The organism is Plantibacter flavus (assembly GCF_051487245.1).
GTDB lineage: Bacteria > Actinomycetota > Actinomycetes > Actinomycetales > Microbacteriaceae > Plantibacter > Plantibacter flavus_B.
Map to the genome: position 1 here is coordinate 450,326 of NZ_JAHVDH010000004.1, position 15,245 is coordinate 465,570.

General features: G+C 69.6%; 11 protein-coding genes. 6 read left to right on the forward strand and 5 right to left on the reverse strand.

Annotated elements, in window-relative coordinates; genetic code table 11:
- Positions 1-113 precede the first annotated feature (113 nt).
- On the forward strand, positions 114-947 hold the full coding sequence (locus tag KXS11_RS12380; protein ID WP_437385892.1) for a siderophore-interacting protein: 834 nt from the start codon (positions 114-116) through the stop codon (positions 945-947).
- Between the two features lie 573 nt (positions 948-1,520).
- Positions 1,521-1,928, forward strand: a complete 408-nt coding sequence (locus KXS11_RS12385; protein ID WP_437385893.1) for a hypothetical protein — start codon at positions 1,521-1,523, stop codon at positions 1,926-1,928.
- Here KXS11_RS12385 and KXS11_RS12390 read toward each other — a convergent pair.
- Positions 1,915-2,307 carry a (deoxy)nucleoside triphosphate pyrophosphohydrolase gene (locus KXS11_RS12390; RefSeq protein WP_437385894.1) on the reverse strand — a complete coding sequence of 131 codons (393 nt, stop codon included), beginning with the start codon at positions 2,305-2,307 and terminating at the stop codon, positions 1,915-1,917. The two genes, KXS11_RS12385 and KXS11_RS12390, sit on opposite strands and share 14 nt — an antisense overlap.
- Before the next feature lie 232 nt (positions 2,308-2,539).
- On the opposite strand from KXS11_RS12390, the gene KXS11_RS12395 reads away from it, so the two are divergent.
- The 3 genes from KXS11_RS12395 to KXS11_RS12405 all read left to right on the forward strand — a co-directional run bounded on the left by KXS11_RS12395 (position 2,540) and on the right by KXS11_RS12405 (position 9,205).
- Entirely contained in the window at positions 2,540-6,082 is a 3,543-nt protein-coding gene (locus KXS11_RS12395; protein ID WP_437385895.1) for a TM0106 family RecB-like putative nuclease, read from the forward strand.
- A 146-nt stretch (positions 6,083-6,228) separates the two neighbouring features.
- The gene (locus tag KXS11_RS12400; RefSeq protein WP_437385896.1) at positions 6,229-7,833 is read left to right on the forward strand and encodes a trypsin-like peptidase domain-containing protein; all 1,605 of its coding nucleotides are present in this window, start codon (positions 6,229-6,231) and stop codon (positions 7,831-7,833) included.
- Positions 7,834-7,957: 124 nt separating this feature from the next.
- Positions 7,958-9,205 (forward strand): DUF429 domain-containing protein, encoded by a 1,248-nt coding sequence (locus KXS11_RS12405; RefSeq protein WP_437385897.1) that lies wholly within the window; start codon positions 7,958-7,960, stop codon positions 9,203-9,205.
- 12 nt (positions 9,206-9,217) lie between these two features.
- On the opposite strand, the gene KXS11_RS12410 is transcribed toward KXS11_RS12405, so the two are convergent.
- On the reverse strand, positions 9,218-9,757 hold the full coding sequence (locus KXS11_RS12410) for a DUF2809 domain-containing protein (protein ID WP_437385898.1): 540 nt from the start codon (positions 9,755-9,757) through the stop codon (positions 9,218-9,220).
- A complete protein-coding gene (locus tag KXS11_RS12415; RefSeq protein ID WP_437385899.1) occupies positions 9,754-11,118 on the reverse strand; it encodes an LssY C-terminal domain-containing protein in 1,365 nt (454 codons plus the stop codon). Before KXS11_RS12415 ends, KXS11_RS12410 begins: the two co-directional genes overlap by 4 nt.
- 78 nt (positions 11,119-11,196) lie before the next feature.
- On the opposite strand from KXS11_RS12415, the gene KXS11_RS12420 reads away from it, so the two are divergent.
- Positions 11,197-12,477, forward strand: a complete 1,281-nt coding sequence (locus KXS11_RS12420) for a M18 family aminopeptidase (RefSeq protein WP_437385900.1) — start codon at positions 11,197-11,199, stop codon at positions 12,475-12,477.
- 86 nt (positions 12,478-12,563) lie between these two features.
- On the opposite strand, the gene KXS11_RS12425 is transcribed toward KXS11_RS12420, so the two are convergent.
- Positions 12,564-13,661, reverse strand: coding sequence for an NYN domain-containing protein (locus KXS11_RS12425; RefSeq protein ID WP_437385901.1), 1,098 nt, complete (start codon positions 13,659-13,661; stop codon positions 12,564-12,566).
- A gap of 55 nt (positions 13,662-13,716) precedes the next feature.
- A complete protein-coding gene (locus KXS11_RS12430; RefSeq protein ID WP_437385902.1) occupies positions 13,717-15,216 on the reverse strand; it encodes a SulP family inorganic anion transporter in 1,500 nt (499 codons plus the stop codon).
- Positions 15,217-15,245 lie beyond the last annotated feature (29 nt).

Consider the following 15,245-nt stretch of genomic DNA (forward strand, 5'->3'; position numbering starts at 1 on the left):
GTGCCCCGCGCTCGGACCGGCGCACCGCGCTGGCAGGAACCAACGAGTGAGGGTTACCTGAGTTAGGGTTACCTCAGTCGCGATCAGTCGGGTCGCCGAACGAAGGAGCCGGAGTGGCACGGACGAGCGCCGAGACGACACGTATCAAGCCCGATGTCGCGAAACTGCTCACCCTCCGGGTGCTCCGCCGCGCGCAGATCTCACCGAACTTCGCCCGCGTCACGCTCGGTGGCGGCGACATCGCAGAATTCGTGTTCCTCGGCTTCGACCAGTGGTTCCGCTTCTTCATCCCCGTGTCGGAGGGCGGACTCGAGCGGCTCCCGAACAAGCTCGACATGATCGCGTACGCGAAGTACCTCGCGATCGCGAAGGCCGTTCGCCCCGTGCTCCGCAACTACACCGTCCGTGACTTCCGCGCCGAAGGACCGGACGGGCCGGAGCTCGACGTCGACTTCGTCATCCACGGCTCCGCGGCGGACGGCACCGCCGGTCCTGCTGCGAGCTGGGCGCAGGAATGCCGGCCGGGAGACGCCGTCGCCCTGCTGGACGAGGGGAGGATGTTCAACCCTCCTGCCGACACGAGCCGAGTACTCCTGGTCGCAGACGAGACGGGCCTGCCCGCCGTCGCCGGCATCCTCGCGTCGTTGCCGAAGGATGCTGTGGGCACCGCGATCGTCGAGCTGCCGTCGGAGGAGGACGCACAGGACCTCATCGCGCCCGCAGGTGTCGAGGTGCGCTGGATCGTGCGGACGGACGCCCACGACGTCCCGGGTCGCGCGGCGTTCGCCGCGGCCGAGGCGCACGGGGTCCCGGAGGATCCGTTCTACGGCTGGGTGGTCGGCGAGCAGTCCCTGGCGTCGGGGACCCGGCGGCTCTGGGTGCGGGGCGGGGCTTCGAAGGACCACGTCATGTTCTGCGGATACTGGAAAGCCGGCCGCAGCCGCTGAGGGCCTCATCCCCGCCTGATCGGAAAAGTCGGGCAATCGACCAGATTCGGGGTGTCCCCAATGCTGCACCACCACTGTTCGGTTAGCCTCGCCCCATGCCTTCTCCCGCCGGCGCAGCCGGAACGTCGATCGGTGCGCCGCAGCGGGTCATGAGACTCGGGCTCGGTCGGGTGCCGACGAGCCGTGCGGCTCCCGTCGACCTGAGACGGACCGAGGAGCGCGCCGACCCCACCGTGCGCATCGCCGAGCCGATCGGCGCCTGGGACGGCGTCCGCTCGACGTTCGAGCCCGGAGACGCGCTCACCTTCGACGAGCGGTATCGGTACGCGCAGTTGCCGCTGATCGACGCCGACCACCCCCTCGCTCTGGCCTCGAGCCCCGACGGGGTCTACCTCGCCGGTCGCTATGCCGAGCCGCGCGTCTCGATCGTCGTCCCCGTCCCGGTCGAACGGCTGTTCGTCGACCCGATCTTCCTCAGCTACGAGGCCGACCTCGCTTCCGCCCCGTTCGCCACGAAGCTCGCACGGGGCATCGAACTCCGCCGGGCGCACCGCCTCCACGACGCTCGCCGCGGTGGAGGCGACGGGCTCCTTCCTCGACGTCCTGCGCGACACGGTCGGTTCGTTCGAACCGTTCCGGGCGAAACTCGCCGGCCCCGTCATCGGCGGGTTCAACCGGGGGCGCTGCTATCTGCCGGCGTGCTCCGACGCGTTCGCCCCCATCCAGCAAGCCGTCGGCGGGCGCACGGCGCCACTGATCGGCGTCGGCCTGCACCACTTCCGCGATGAGCTCGACGCCTCCGAGACGGCAGCGCTCGCGGCGTTCCTCGAGCGCTGGCAGAACGTCACCCTGTTCGAATGGACGGTCACGGAACTCGCCGTCACGTCGACGAACGACGATCTCGTGCTGAGTGGACGCACGCTCGCGCGCATCCCGCTGCGATCCGCCGGTTCGGGTTCGGCGAAGGTCAGCCAGCCGTGAGCAGCCGGACCATCGGGAGGTCCGGCTCCGCCCAATCGAGCCCGGTGAGCTCGGAGCGGTGCACCCAGCGCAGCTCGTCGTGGTCCGTGCTGCGTGTCGGCGTGCCGCGCTCGAAGGACACCGCGTAGCAGGCGAGGTCGATCGTCAGCCCGCCGACCGCGACGACCGACCGGTCGAGGAGCGCTCCGACGGAGGTCTCGGCGTCGAGTTCCTCGCGCAGTTCGCGACGGAGCGCGACCTCGGGCGTCTCGTCGGCCTCGATCTTCCCGCCCGGGAACTCCCATTTGCCACCCGAGGAACGTTCAGGCGAGCGACGACAGGCCAGGACCGCCTCGCCGTCGGTGGCGACGCCGGCCACCACACGAACCACGCGAGCCATACCGAACCGCCTTCTGATCCGCGGCGCACGTCGAGCGGCCGTCGCCTCCAGGCTAGAGGACGGATCCGCGTCCACGGCGTCGACCGTCCTCCACAACCACCCCGCCGTGCGATCCCGCCGTCAGCGTTCCCACAGCCTCGGTTCGGGTCGGTGGTGCATGCCAGACTGACTGCGGTCGGGCCGCGTGCCGACCCGCCCGCCCGCCGCCGTCTGGAAAGGCCCCACTGCACCGATGTTCCTCCTCGACGGTTCCGCCATCACGAGCGCGAGCGACCTCTCCAACGCCTCGTACTGCGAGTTCGCCTTCCTGCGCGGCATCGACGCGAAGCTGGGGCGCATCGAGAAACTCGTCGAGCCGGAGGACGAGATGCTCCTGCGCACGTCGAAGCTCGGAGATCAGCATGAGCTGCGAGTGCTCGAGTCCTACCGAGCCGAGTTCGGCGCCGGGGTCGTCGAGCTCGACCGCCCAGACGTCCGGGACGCCGCGGCGCTCGCCGACGCGGTCGCAGCGACCCTGGAGGCGTTCCGGTCCGGTGCGCCGGTCGTCTTCCAGGGCGCCTTCTTCGACGGCTCGTTCATCGGGTTCGCCGACTTCATCGTCAAGCGCCCGGACGGCAGGTACCGCGTCCAGGACACCAAGCTCGCGCGGTCCCCGAAGGTCACCGCACTCCTGCAGCTCGCAGCCTACGTCGAGCAGCTCGCCGTCGCCGGCGTCCCGGTCGACGACCACGTCGACCTCATCCTCGGAGACGGTGTCGTCAGCACCCACGCGGTCGCCGACATCCTCCCGGTCTATCGGCGTCGCCGAGCCCGTCTGCTGCAAATCGTCGCCGAGCGTCTCGAAGACGACGATGACGCACCCGTCCGCTGGGGCGACCAGCGCTACAGCGTCTGCGGACGGTGTGCGCACTGCGACGCTGAGATCACGGCCTCCCGCGATGTCCTCCTCGTCGCCGGGCTCAGGCTGACCCAGCGTGATCGCCTGCTCGCCGCCGGCATCTCCACCATCGACGACCTCGCCGCCGTCACCCTCACGGGGTCGAGCGGCGGGCGTCCTCACCACGGGCACCCGACCGCCGGCTCCGGGACGGTCGACGGCATCTCCGAAGCGACACTCGCGGCGCTGCGGGAGCAGGCGCAGCTGCAGCTCGAACCCGCTGCAGCCGCCGGTGTGCCGCCGTTCCACGTGCACGACGCCCAGGCGCTCGGTCTGCTGCCGCAGCCGAACCCGGGCGACATCTTCTTCGACTTCGAAGGCGATCCGCTCTACACCGAGGGGGAACCCGGTGATGCACGCCGCGGCGATCGCACCCGCTGGGGCATCGACTACCTCTTCGGGCTGGTCGACGCCGATGGCCGATTCCGTGCCTGGTGGGCCCACGATTTCCACGAGGAGCGCCTCGCCCTCGTCGACTTCCTGGCGTACCTCACCGCACGGCGCGCGGAGTTCCCCAGCATGCATGTGTACCACTACGCGGCCTACGAACGCACGCACCTCCTGTCGCTCGCGGCGAGGCACGGCGTGGGTGAGGACACGATCGACGACCTCCTGCGCGATGCCGTGCTCTTCGACCTCTACCCCTTCGTGCGCAAGACCGTTCGAGTGGGGTCGCGCTCGTACTCGATCAAGAAGCTCGAGCCGCTCTACATGGGCGAGGAACACCGCGAGAGCGACGTCACGAACGCAGCGGCCTCGATCACGGAGTACGCGGAGGCCCGCGAACTGTTCCGCAGCGGCGTCCCGGAGCTCGTCGCCGAGGGCGAGCACAAGCTGGCGGAGATCGCTGACTACAACCGCTACGACTGCGAGTCCACCAGACGGCTTCGGAACTGGCTGCTCGCGCTCGGTGAGGAGCGGGGTGTGCTGCCCGGCACCTTCGTGAACGACGCACCCGAGCCACTCATCGACGAACCGACGCCGCTCCACGACGCCCTGAGTGCGCTCGCCGGCGATCCGCTCGACCCGGACCGTTCCGACGACGCCACCGCCTACGCGCTCGCCGCCGCGGCGATCGACTACCACCGCCGAGAGCACAAGTCGTTCTGGCAGGAGCACTTCTCACGCCTCGTCGCCGCAGCCGACGAGTGGGAGGACACGCGCAACGTCTTCACGGTGACCGACGGCGAGGTCGAGCGGGACTGGTTCCGCGAGGGCCGTCAGCGCAGCGACCGACGACACGTGCGCCTGTTCGGGCGATGGGCACCGGGAAGCAGCGTCAAGGTCGGCGGAGACCCGTTCGCCGTCTACGAGTACCCCGGTCCGTTCTCGCTCCCCCGCGCCGAGCCAGGCTCACGACCCGCCGGGCAGATCTCGATCCTCGAGGTCGGTGAAGACGGCTCGGTGCTCATCCAGGAGACGTTGAAGGCCGACCGCGACCCCTACGACGAACTGCCGAGTGCGCTCACGCCATCGCCGCCACCCCGCCCCGGCACCCAGGTGGATGCCATCGCGGAGTGGGGCCAGGCGATCATCGATGCAGCGCCGGGCTGGCCGCGTGACGGTGTCGTCGACATCCTCCGCCGTCGCCCGCCGCGCACACGATCCGGCGCGCCGCTGCCCCACGGAACCGACGCCGAGACGATCACCGACGTCACGGCCGCACTCCTCGACCTCGACGACTCCGCCCTCGCCGTGCAGGGGCCTCCCGGCACGGGGAAGACGTACGTCGCGTCCCACGTCATCGCGACCCTCGTGCAACAGCACGGCTGGCGGATCGGTGTCGTGGCGCAGTCGCACGACGTGGTCGAGAACCTGCTGGAGCGGATCGTGAGGGCGGGCCTCTCCCCCGCCCTCGTCGCGAAGACACTGCGTTCGGGCTCCGATCCAGACGCCGAACGCCCGTACACGATCCTTCCGGCGAACGGTCACGGTGCCTTCCTCGCCGAGCAGCCCGGTGGACTGGTGGTCGGCGGGACGGCGTGGGATTTCAGCAACCCGAACCGCTTCGACCGTCGATCGCTCGACCTGCTCGTGGTCGACGAGGCCGGACAGTTCTCGCTCGCCTACACGATCGCCGCTTCCGTCGCCGCCCGGAACCTCCTCCTGCTCGGCGATCCTCAGCAGCTGCCGCAGGTGAGTCAGGGCACGCACCCCGAGCCGATCGACACCTCCGCCCTGGGGTTCGTGGCCGATGGACGCGACGTGCTGCCGGAGGAGCTCGGGTACTTCCTGCACGAGACGTGGCGCATGGACGCCGCGGTGACCACTCCCGTGTCCCGACTGTCATACGGCGGCGAACTCCGATCAGCATCGGCGACCGAGCGCCGTGCGCTCGAAGACCTCCCGGCCGGTCTCCACGTCGTGGAGGTGCAGCACACCGGCAACGCGACGAACTCCCCCGAGGAGGCCGAGCGCGTCGTCCAGATCGTGCGTCAGACCCTCGGTCTGCGATGGACGAACCCGGACGCCGGTCGCGTCTCCGACCCCCTCTCCGAGGCCGACGTCATCGTCGTCTGCCCGTACAACGCGCATGTCGCCGAGGCGCGGGAAGCCCTCGACGCCGCCGGGCTCGCCGACGTCCGGGTGGGCACGGTCGACAAGTTCCAGGGACAGGAGGCCGTCATCGCGATCGTGTCGCTCGCCGCGTCCTCGCCGGCCGAGGTGCCCCGAGGGATGTCCTTCCTCCTCATGAAGAACCGTTTGAACGTGGGGATCTCACGCGCGCAGTGGGCCGCCTTCCTCGTGCACTCCCCCGCGCTGACCGAGTACCTCCCCACGACACCCGAGGGAGTCGCCGAACTCAGCGCGTTCATCCGCCTGGTCGACGGCGAGTGAACGAACGCCGCGCTTCCTGGGCGATCACGGATTCTTTATCCGGCAAACGGTCGGGAAGCTCATAGGCGGTTCATGGTCGAACCGGACGAATCACTCGGATTGCGGGAGTCAGATGATCTCAGCACTCGCCGCCGAGAGGAATCCAGATGAACCAGCAGCCCGACCCCAACCAGCCCGAACCGGAAGCGTCACGTCCCGACGCGACGCCCGACGTCGCGTCGACGACCGGTGACGGGTACCAGCAACCCACCGGCAGCTACCAGCCGAGCAGCGAAGCCGACGTCAGGCCGTCCGCGGGATATCCCGGCGGTGCGGTCGTGCGGCGGGCGCCGGAGCAGCCGACGACGCCGTACGGCTACGCGACCGCGCCGCACGCCCGCTACGACGGCCGACCGCAGGCTCACCTCACCGATGTGCGGTACGGGCAGCCGCAGCCCGGAGCCCAGAACCCGTACGTCGGCGCTCCCTCAGGTCAGCAGCCGTACGTGAGCGCTGCATTCGGCCAGCACCAGCAGGGGCAGCAGTGGCAGTACGGGCAGCTGCCGCCCGGCGCACAGACCATCCCGCAACCGCCCTACCCGGCTGGGGCCGCGCCGAAGAAACAGCCGATCGGGTGGATCATCGCCGCCGCGACGGCCGCGACCGTGATCGGGCTCGTCTCGGGTGGGCTCGGTCTGGCGTCGCTCGCCGCCGGGGCGTTCCAGAGCGTCGCGGCCTCGTCGCAGACGACCGAGGTCGTGCCGGACCAGGGCGGGCAGAGCTTCTCCGGCCCGGGTCAGCAGACCGCGCCTCAGCAGACCACTCCGGACGCCGCCGTCGCCGACACACGCGCTGCGACCGCAGCTGAATCGGTCGGTGTGGTCGACATCCAGACCGAGCTCGCGTACCAGGGCGCAGCGGCCGCTGGCACCGGCATGGTGCTCACCTCCGACGGCCAGATCCTCACCAACAACCACGTGGTCGCCGGAGCGACGAGCATCGTCGTGACCGTGGTGAGCACCGGCCAGGAGTACACAGCCCGCGTGATCGGTACAGACGCCACGAACGACGTGACCCTGCTGCAGCTCGACGGGGCGTCCGGCCTCGACACGGTCAGCGTCGACGACGACGGGGTCGCGGTGGGTGACGCCGTCACCGGAGTCGGGAACGCCGGAGGCACCGGTGGCACGCCGAGCGCCGCTGAGGGCTCGGTGACCGCGCTCGACCAGGACATCACGGTGCAGGACGAGACGACCGGCGCCGGTAAGCAGCTCACCGGGCTCATCCAGACCGACGCCGACATCCAGTCTGGTGACTCCGGTGGGCCGCTGTACGACGCTGAGGGCGAGGTCGTCGGCATCGACACCGCAGCGTCCTCCGGCGGCACGGAGATCGACGGCTTCGCGATCCCGATCGACCACGCGCTGTCGATCGTCGACCAGATCCGCACCGGTGTCGAGACCGAGACGGTCTCGATCGGATACCCGGCCTTCATCGGCATCGGTCTCGCCTCCGCAGGGAACGGTGCGACGCAGACCGTCGCCGGGGCTGTCGTCGGATCCGTCATCGAGAACACCCCGGCCGCGACGATCGGTCTGGCGGCAGGGGACGTCATCACGAGCCTCAACGGTGTCGCGATCGATTCAGCCCAGACGCTGACCGCGACGATGGCGACCCTCCAGCCCGGCCAGACGGTCTCGATCACGTGGACGACCGCCGCGGGTGCGTCGCAGAGCGCCCAGGTGACACTCATCGAGGGCCCCGTCAGCTGATCCGCTCGGGCGACTGCACGACGTCTCCTCCGATCCGGCCGCGCCGCTGGATCGGAGGAGACGTCCGTGTCGGGCCAGTAGGCTCGGGACGCGGTGCATCGCCGCGACGACGGAAGGATCGCCCGTGACCCGCTTCCTCGGTGTCGACCTGGCCTGGGGCGAGGGCAACGGCTCGCGGGCGGCGAACGAGTCCGGTGTGGTCTGCATCGACGACGCCGGGGTCGTGATCGACGCCGGCTGGGCGGTGGGTGTCGACGAGGTCGCCGAATGGGTCATCGCCTACGCGGCCCCTGGTGACGTCATCGCCGTGGATGCACCGCTCGTCGTGCCGAATGCCGCCGGGATGCGTCTGTGTGAGCGTGAGGTGGGTCAACGGTACGGCCGCTGGCAGGTCTCCGCCTACCCGTCGAACCTGGGACTTCCGGCGCTCGGCGGGGTGGCGCTGCGCCTGAGACTGGAGGCGGCAGGACTCGAGTACTTCGACGGACTGAGCGTGCCATCCGACGACGCCGTCATCTTCTTCGAGTGCTACCCGCACACCACGCTCGTGGGAGCGGTCGAGCTCGGGTACACCGATGCCCGCCCGCGCTACAAGAAGCTCGACACCACGCTGCCGGTGGCGGAGCGCCGCGCGAACCGGGCTGCCGTGTGCGACGACCTGATCGGTCGGCTGGCCCGACTGAGCACGGTCGACCCGCCGCTCGACCTCTCGACCCATCCGGAGACGGCCGCGCTCCTCGACACGCCCTCCCCGACCAAGGAGTCTGCTCACAAGCACCGAGAGGACCTCATCGATGCCGCCGTCTGTGCCTGGACCGCCGCGATCTGGGCCGCATCCGGCCTGGAGCGGTTCCAGGTCCTCGGGGCGACAGACTCCCCCGATGAGCAGGGTCGGGTTCCGACGCTGCTCGCTCTGGCTCGGCCGGAGCAGCGAGTGGCCGTGCCTGCGGTAGCCGGGCCGGGCGCAACTGTCGGTCAGTCCCCTGCCGTGGGATCCATCGATGCCGCGGCCCTCGGCTTCTCCCCCACCCGCCTCCCCCGCGAAACGCCGCTCCCCGGCGCCGCCACTGACCACTCAGAAGGACATATGAACCCCACGGAATATTCTGCCGAGACGCAGTCGCGATCCGATGCCATCGAGTTCGTGGAGGGTGGTGCCGCGAAGACCGAGGCCGGGCGAACCGAGGTGAACGGATCGACCAGGGCTCCCTCGCCGCCGCCGACGACCGTCGAACTCCTGCGCAGCGCCACCTGGCACCTGGAGCACGCGCGGGTGGTCGGTGACGCCGACGATGTGGCCTTCGAAGCGGCACGCTCGGCCCTCGCTGAGGCAGTCTTCGACTTGGAGCGGGTCCAGTACGGCGAATCCTGAGCGAGCGGCCGCTCAGACCGCGTCGGGATCCCGGCGCGCTCGTCGACGCTCGCGCTCCCGTCGGTCCAGCACGTCGCTCCTGATCCAGCGGATCATCAGAGAGACCGCCAGGGAGACCATCAGGAACGCTGCGGCCCCGAGCGCGTAGGAGATGAAGTCGGTCGGGACGAACGTCGTGCCGAGCACGAGCGCTGCCGGTGCCCACTGGACGGCGAGGGCCGCCGGCACACCCGTCGCCTGGAAGAACTCGATCACCGCGGAGAACGCGAACGCCCCGACGGCGACCTTCCAGAGCGCGAGCCGGGGCGCAGCGAACGCGATGAGGAGCGCCACGAGAACGGTGTACAGCGCGTTGGTGACGGGGTTCGCCCACGCTGCGGCGACCGACCAGTGGACGGTCAGTCCGAGGACGATCGTGATGATCGCAGCGCCGAGCAGGAGCGCTCGCTTCAGTGAGGTCGCCGGTTTGCGGACGGGGTCCGAGGCATCGAAGCCGTCGTCTCCCGGACCGGTGTCGAACGCCGACGCGCCGGTATATGCCTGATCGTTCATGCTTCGGTCCGGCGGGCGCGGCGTTGCCGTCCTCTGGCCCAGTTCCGGGCCTCCGGGCTGGACAGGGCGAGCAGGATGGAGCAGTCGATGGCGAATCCGATCAGGTTGGTCTGCAGGGTGAGGCCGCCTGCGCCGGCGAGGAACGTCAGGGTGAGCGTAAGGATCGAGGTCGAGCTCAGCAGCATCGCGAGGATGCGGGCGAGGTTGCCGCCGTGGTAGACCCGGAGCGCGAGGACCAGGTACAGCAGTGTGACGAGCAGCGACAGGCCGACGATCGATCCGATCACCCAGGGGATGACGACGTAATCGTCCTGCGTCGTGGCGGAGGCGAGCGCTTCCGTGGTGACGTCCGGCCACATCGCGAGGGTGAGGACTGCGCCCATGACTGACGAGGCGGATGCGAGCACCATGAGCAGGACGCCGATGGAGGTGTCGAAGGGGCGTGGTCCGCCTGCCTCGATGAGGGACCGCACGGGTACGGCCACGGCGCTCGGTTCGGAGGGGTCTGAGGGGATCGCGACCGCCGAGAGGTCGACGATCGGGAGGTCGCCGTCGGTGACGATCGCGTCGCCCCCGCCGTTGCGCGAGTGGTAGCCCGTGGAGAAGTTCTCGATCGTGCTCGTCGTCGCGCCGATGTCGGCCTGCTCGATGGTGGACACGATGTGGTCGCGCTCGTCGTCGATGTCGTCGGCGATGCGATGGGTGACCTGCAGCGTGAACACACTGATGCCGACGGCGCGGTCATAGGTGCCCGCTGCGAGCCAGTCCACGCCGTAACCGCCCGGCAGGAGCCAGCCCTCGGGGGTCGGCCAGAACCGCACGTGGTGCCGTTTGCCCGGGCTGCCGTCGACCTCCTGCTGGTAGCAGAACGCCTGGGGTCGGCCGAACAGGTAGAGGGACGAGACCGGGGCCTCGGCGTAGCTCCGGCGGGTCAGGGTCGACGTCACGATTCTGAGGTTGGCGCGGAATCCGAGGTCATCGGCGAGCGTCCAGCCGGCCGCTCGCATCGCGGTGTGGATCTGCTCCTCCTGTCCACGGAGGCCGATGTTGACGGGGTCGCCCAGGATGCCCTCGCGGGTGCGTGTGCGACCGATGAAGTAGTCGGGCAGGTAGACGCGGGAGAGGACCGTGTGGACCCGGGGGAGTACCAGGTAGGCGATCACCAGGTAGATGACGAGGATGAACCAGGCCTGCGCCCATCCGCGCGCGAACGCCTCGGTGAACAGCACGTAGGCGAGGAAGAGCGCTGCGACGGTTCCGAAGATGAAGAACCAGCCGTCGACGAAGCGTGCGATGCGCCCGCGCTTGTCATCGGACAGGCCGCTGGCCGGTCCGAAGAGCGTCGTGCGCTTGGTCTCCACCCCTCCAGGGTAGGGGTTGGGCCCCGTTCGGGTGGGGATGGACCAACCTCCCCGCTGGGACAGTGACAGGATGGAGGGATGGACAGCAGCGCGCACATCAGCGACCTCGCCGACTTCATCGTCGCGTCGCCGACCTCCTACCACGCGGTCGCGGAGAGCGCCCGCCGTCTGGAGGCTGCGGGTTTCTCACGTCGCGAGGAGACGGCGAGCTGGGATGCCGCGGCCGGACGGTTCTTCGTCGAGCGGGAGGGCGCGATCATCGCCTGGGTGCAGCCAGCGGATGCCGTGGCCACGACGCCGTTCCGGATCCTGGGTTCGCACACCGACTCGCCGAGCTTCAAGCTCAAGCCGAAGCCCACGATCGGTGCCCATGGGTGGCTGCAGGCCGGCGTCGAAGTCTACGGCGGCCCGCTGTTGAACTCCTGGCTCGATCGCGAGCTGGAACTCGCCGGCCGGCTCGTGACGCTCGACGGCACGGTGCACCTCGTGCGCACCGGACCGTTCCTCCGCATCCCGCAGTTGGCCGTGCACCTCGACCGCGGCGTCAACGACGGGCTCGTGCTCGACCGGCAGCGTCACCTGCAGCCCGTCTACGGCGTGGGGGAGCTGTCGCAGGCCGATGTGCTCGCCCATCTCGCGTCGATCGCGGGCATCGACGCCGCCGAGATCGCCGGTTACGACATCCTCGTCGCCGACACCCAGGAACCGCGCCGTTTCGGCCTGGACGGCACGCTCTTCGCAGCCGGCCGCATGGACAATCTGACCTCGGTGCACGCCGGCCTCACCGCAGTGATCGCCGGTGCGGAGGCAGCGGCCGAGTCGACCGAGCACATCACGGTGTTCGCTGCGTTCGACCACGAGGAACTGGGTTCCGCATCGACGTCCGGCGCGAGCGGCCCGTTCCTCGACGACGTCCTCACCCGGATCGGTGTCGCGCTCGGCGCGGGCGCCTCCGAGCGACTGCAGGCGTATGCGGGGTCCTGGTGTCTGTCGGCGGACGCCGGGCACGCGATCCACCCGAACTACCCCGAGCGCCACGACCCGGCGAACCGCCCGGTGGCCGGCGGTGGTCCACTCCTGAAGATCAATGCGAACCAGCGATACGCGACCGATGCGCTCGGTGCCGCGTTGTGGGCGCGGTGCTGCGCAGCGGCCGGAGTGCCGTCGCAGGACTTCGTGTCGAACAACACCGTGCCGTGCGGCTCCACGATCGGCCCGCTGACGGCGACCAGACTCGGCATCCGTACCGTCGACGTGGGAACCCCGCTGCTGTCGATGCACTCGGCTCGCGAACTCTGCCACATCGACGACCCGGCCGCGCTGTCAGAAGCGGTGCGCGCGTTCTTCGCGGGCGCCTGAACACGGCGCTGGCGACCAGGACTTCCGCCTGAGGGCAGGGGATCCGACCGGCCAGTGTCCCGCCCCGGACCGGCTCCTCTGCGACGTCAGTCGAGTTCGCGGATGCGCAGACGGCGTCCGTCGGAACTCGCGTCCGGGTTGACCTCCACGACATCCGCTCGTGAGTTGATGAAGTCGCTGAACGACCGCGAACCGAGCGGCTTCTCCTTGAACGCGGGGTCCATGCGGATCATCTGGTTCTTGACCTCCGCGTTGAGCAGCCAGTCCTCATCGTCGTTCTTCGCGTGGACGAGACGGAGGGCTCGGACGAGCAGTTCGGTCGCCGCACGCTGCGCCTCGGGCCCCGACGGGTCGGTCGTCTCCTCGTCCGCGTCCGCGTCGTCGTCCGCGTCGCGGTGACTGAACACGGGTTCGGTGAAGAGCCCGCCGATGCGCGGAGGCGCCTGGGCGGCGGGTACCTCGGCAGCCGGGCTCTGCGTGCTCGACGCACGCCGGCGACCGCCGGACTTCGAGCCCGCCTTCGGCTGTTCTTCGGCGGCGGCGGCCGCGGTGGTGCCGTCGCCCGACTCCGCGGATGCGGGTGTCCGAGGCGTGCGCGTGACGACCGGGCGGACGATGCCCGGGAGGTCGTCGTAGTCGGAGAACTCGTCGCACGCCGCCATGAGCGCGCGGCTGGTCGCGCCGGCGACGCCGATCCCGATGACGTGGCGGCCGAGGCGCTTGCAGCGCTGGGCGAGCGAGATGTAGTCGGAGTCGCCGGCGACGATCACGATGTGGGTGAGGTCGGGGAGGCGGAAGAGGTCTTCGACGACGTCGACGGCGAGCCGGATGTCCGCACCGTTCTTCATCGCTTTGGTGGTGGGGAACATCTGCGTGAGGTCCACCGCTCGGTCGACGAGGTCCTTCTGGTACGCCGAGTTGACGGGCTCCGACCAGTCGGCGTACGAGCGGCTGATGACGATGTTGCCGAACGACGAGGTGTAGTCGAGGATCGCGCCGACGTCGACGCGGGCCGCCTGCAGACGCTCGGAGATCTCGTCGCCTGCGGGGGCGGTGGACGGGACGTGCGAGCGAGCGCGATCGCGGCTGAACGCCGCCTTCCCGTACAGCTGGTTGTAGCGGGAGATGACGATGTTGTCGAAGTCGATGTAGACCGCGACTCTGGGCGTACCGGATTCTGCCATGCACCCATCATCCTCTGCCGTCGTCGAATCGACGACTCAGGCCGGGCAGGTGCACTCAGAGGTGGCCGGAGAGACGCTCCAGGAAAGCGCTGCTGCGCTCGTCGAGCCCGGTGAACGCGACCCGCTTGCCGTGGTCGGCGTACTTCCCCTGGACGGAGTCGAGGACGGCGACGCTCGACGCGTCCCAGATCTGCGACGCGGTGAAGTCCACGACGACCTCGGCCGGGTCTCCGGCGTAGTCGAACTGTTCGACGAGGTCGTTGCTGCTGCCGAAGAACAGCGGCCCGACGACCCGGTAGCGCACGGAGGTGCCGTCGTCCGCGAGCGTCCGCCGCACGCGGATCACATGCGCGACCCGTCGGGCGAAGAGCACCATCGCGAGCACGGCGCCTGCCGCGACGCCGATCGCGAGGTTGTGGGTCACGACGACCACGACCACCGTCGCGACCATGACGAGCGTCTCCGGCACGGGCATCCGGCGGAGCGTCGACGGACGGACGCTGTGCCAGTTCACCGTCTTGATCGCGACGATCATCATCACCGCGGCCAGGGCCACCATCGGGATCTGCGCCATCACGGGACTGAGGGCGGTCACGAGCAGGAGGAGGAAGATCCCGGCCACGAACGTCGAGATGCGCGTGCGCGCGCCGCCGAGCTTCACGTTGACGACCGTCTGGCCGATCATCGCGCAGCCGGCGATGCCGCCGTACCAGCCGGCGAGGATGTTGGCGATGCCGAGGGCCCACGACTCACGGCCCTTCGATGAGGTCGTGTCGGTGAGGTCGTCGACGAGTTTCGCGGTGAGGAGCGTCTCCATGAGCCCGACGAACGCGACGCTGAGCGCGGTCGGCCAGATGATCCCGAGGGTCTCGAGGTCGAGCGGCACCAGGAGCTGGGTCAGGCCGGGGAGGCCACCAGACACGTCGCCCTGGTCACCGACCGTCGGGACGGCTGCGTGCGCGATCATCGTGATCGCGGTGACGACGACGATCGCGACGAGCGGTGCAGGTACGGCGGTCGTGAGCTTCGGCAGCAGCAGGACGATGAGCACGGTGATCACGAACAGCGGATAGACGAGCCACGGGACGCCGAGCAGATGCGGCACCTGGGCCACGAAGATGAGGATGCCGAGGGCGTTGACGAATCCGATCATCACTGAGCGGGGGATGAAGCGCATGAGCCGCGAGAGCCCGGTGACGCCGAACAGGATCTGCACGAGCCCGGCGAGGATGACCGCCGGGAGCAGGTACTCGACGCCGTGGTCCTTGACGAGGGGAGCGACGACGAGCGCCACGGCGCCGGCCGCGGCGGTGATCATGGCCGGTCGTCCGCCGAGGACGGACATCGAGATCGCGAGCACGACGGACGCGATGAGGCTCACCTTCGGGTCCACCCCGGCGATGATCGAGAACGAGATGACTTCGGGGATCAGTGCGAGTGTCGTGACGACGCCCGCGAGCACCTCGACGCTGAGCGCCTTGGGGTTGCGCAGGGTCGAGAGGACACCGGGGCTCGGTCGGACGGCGGTGCGCGTCGGCGCGTCGGGCTGATTCACGGTCCAACCCTAGGCGTGTTCACCACTCC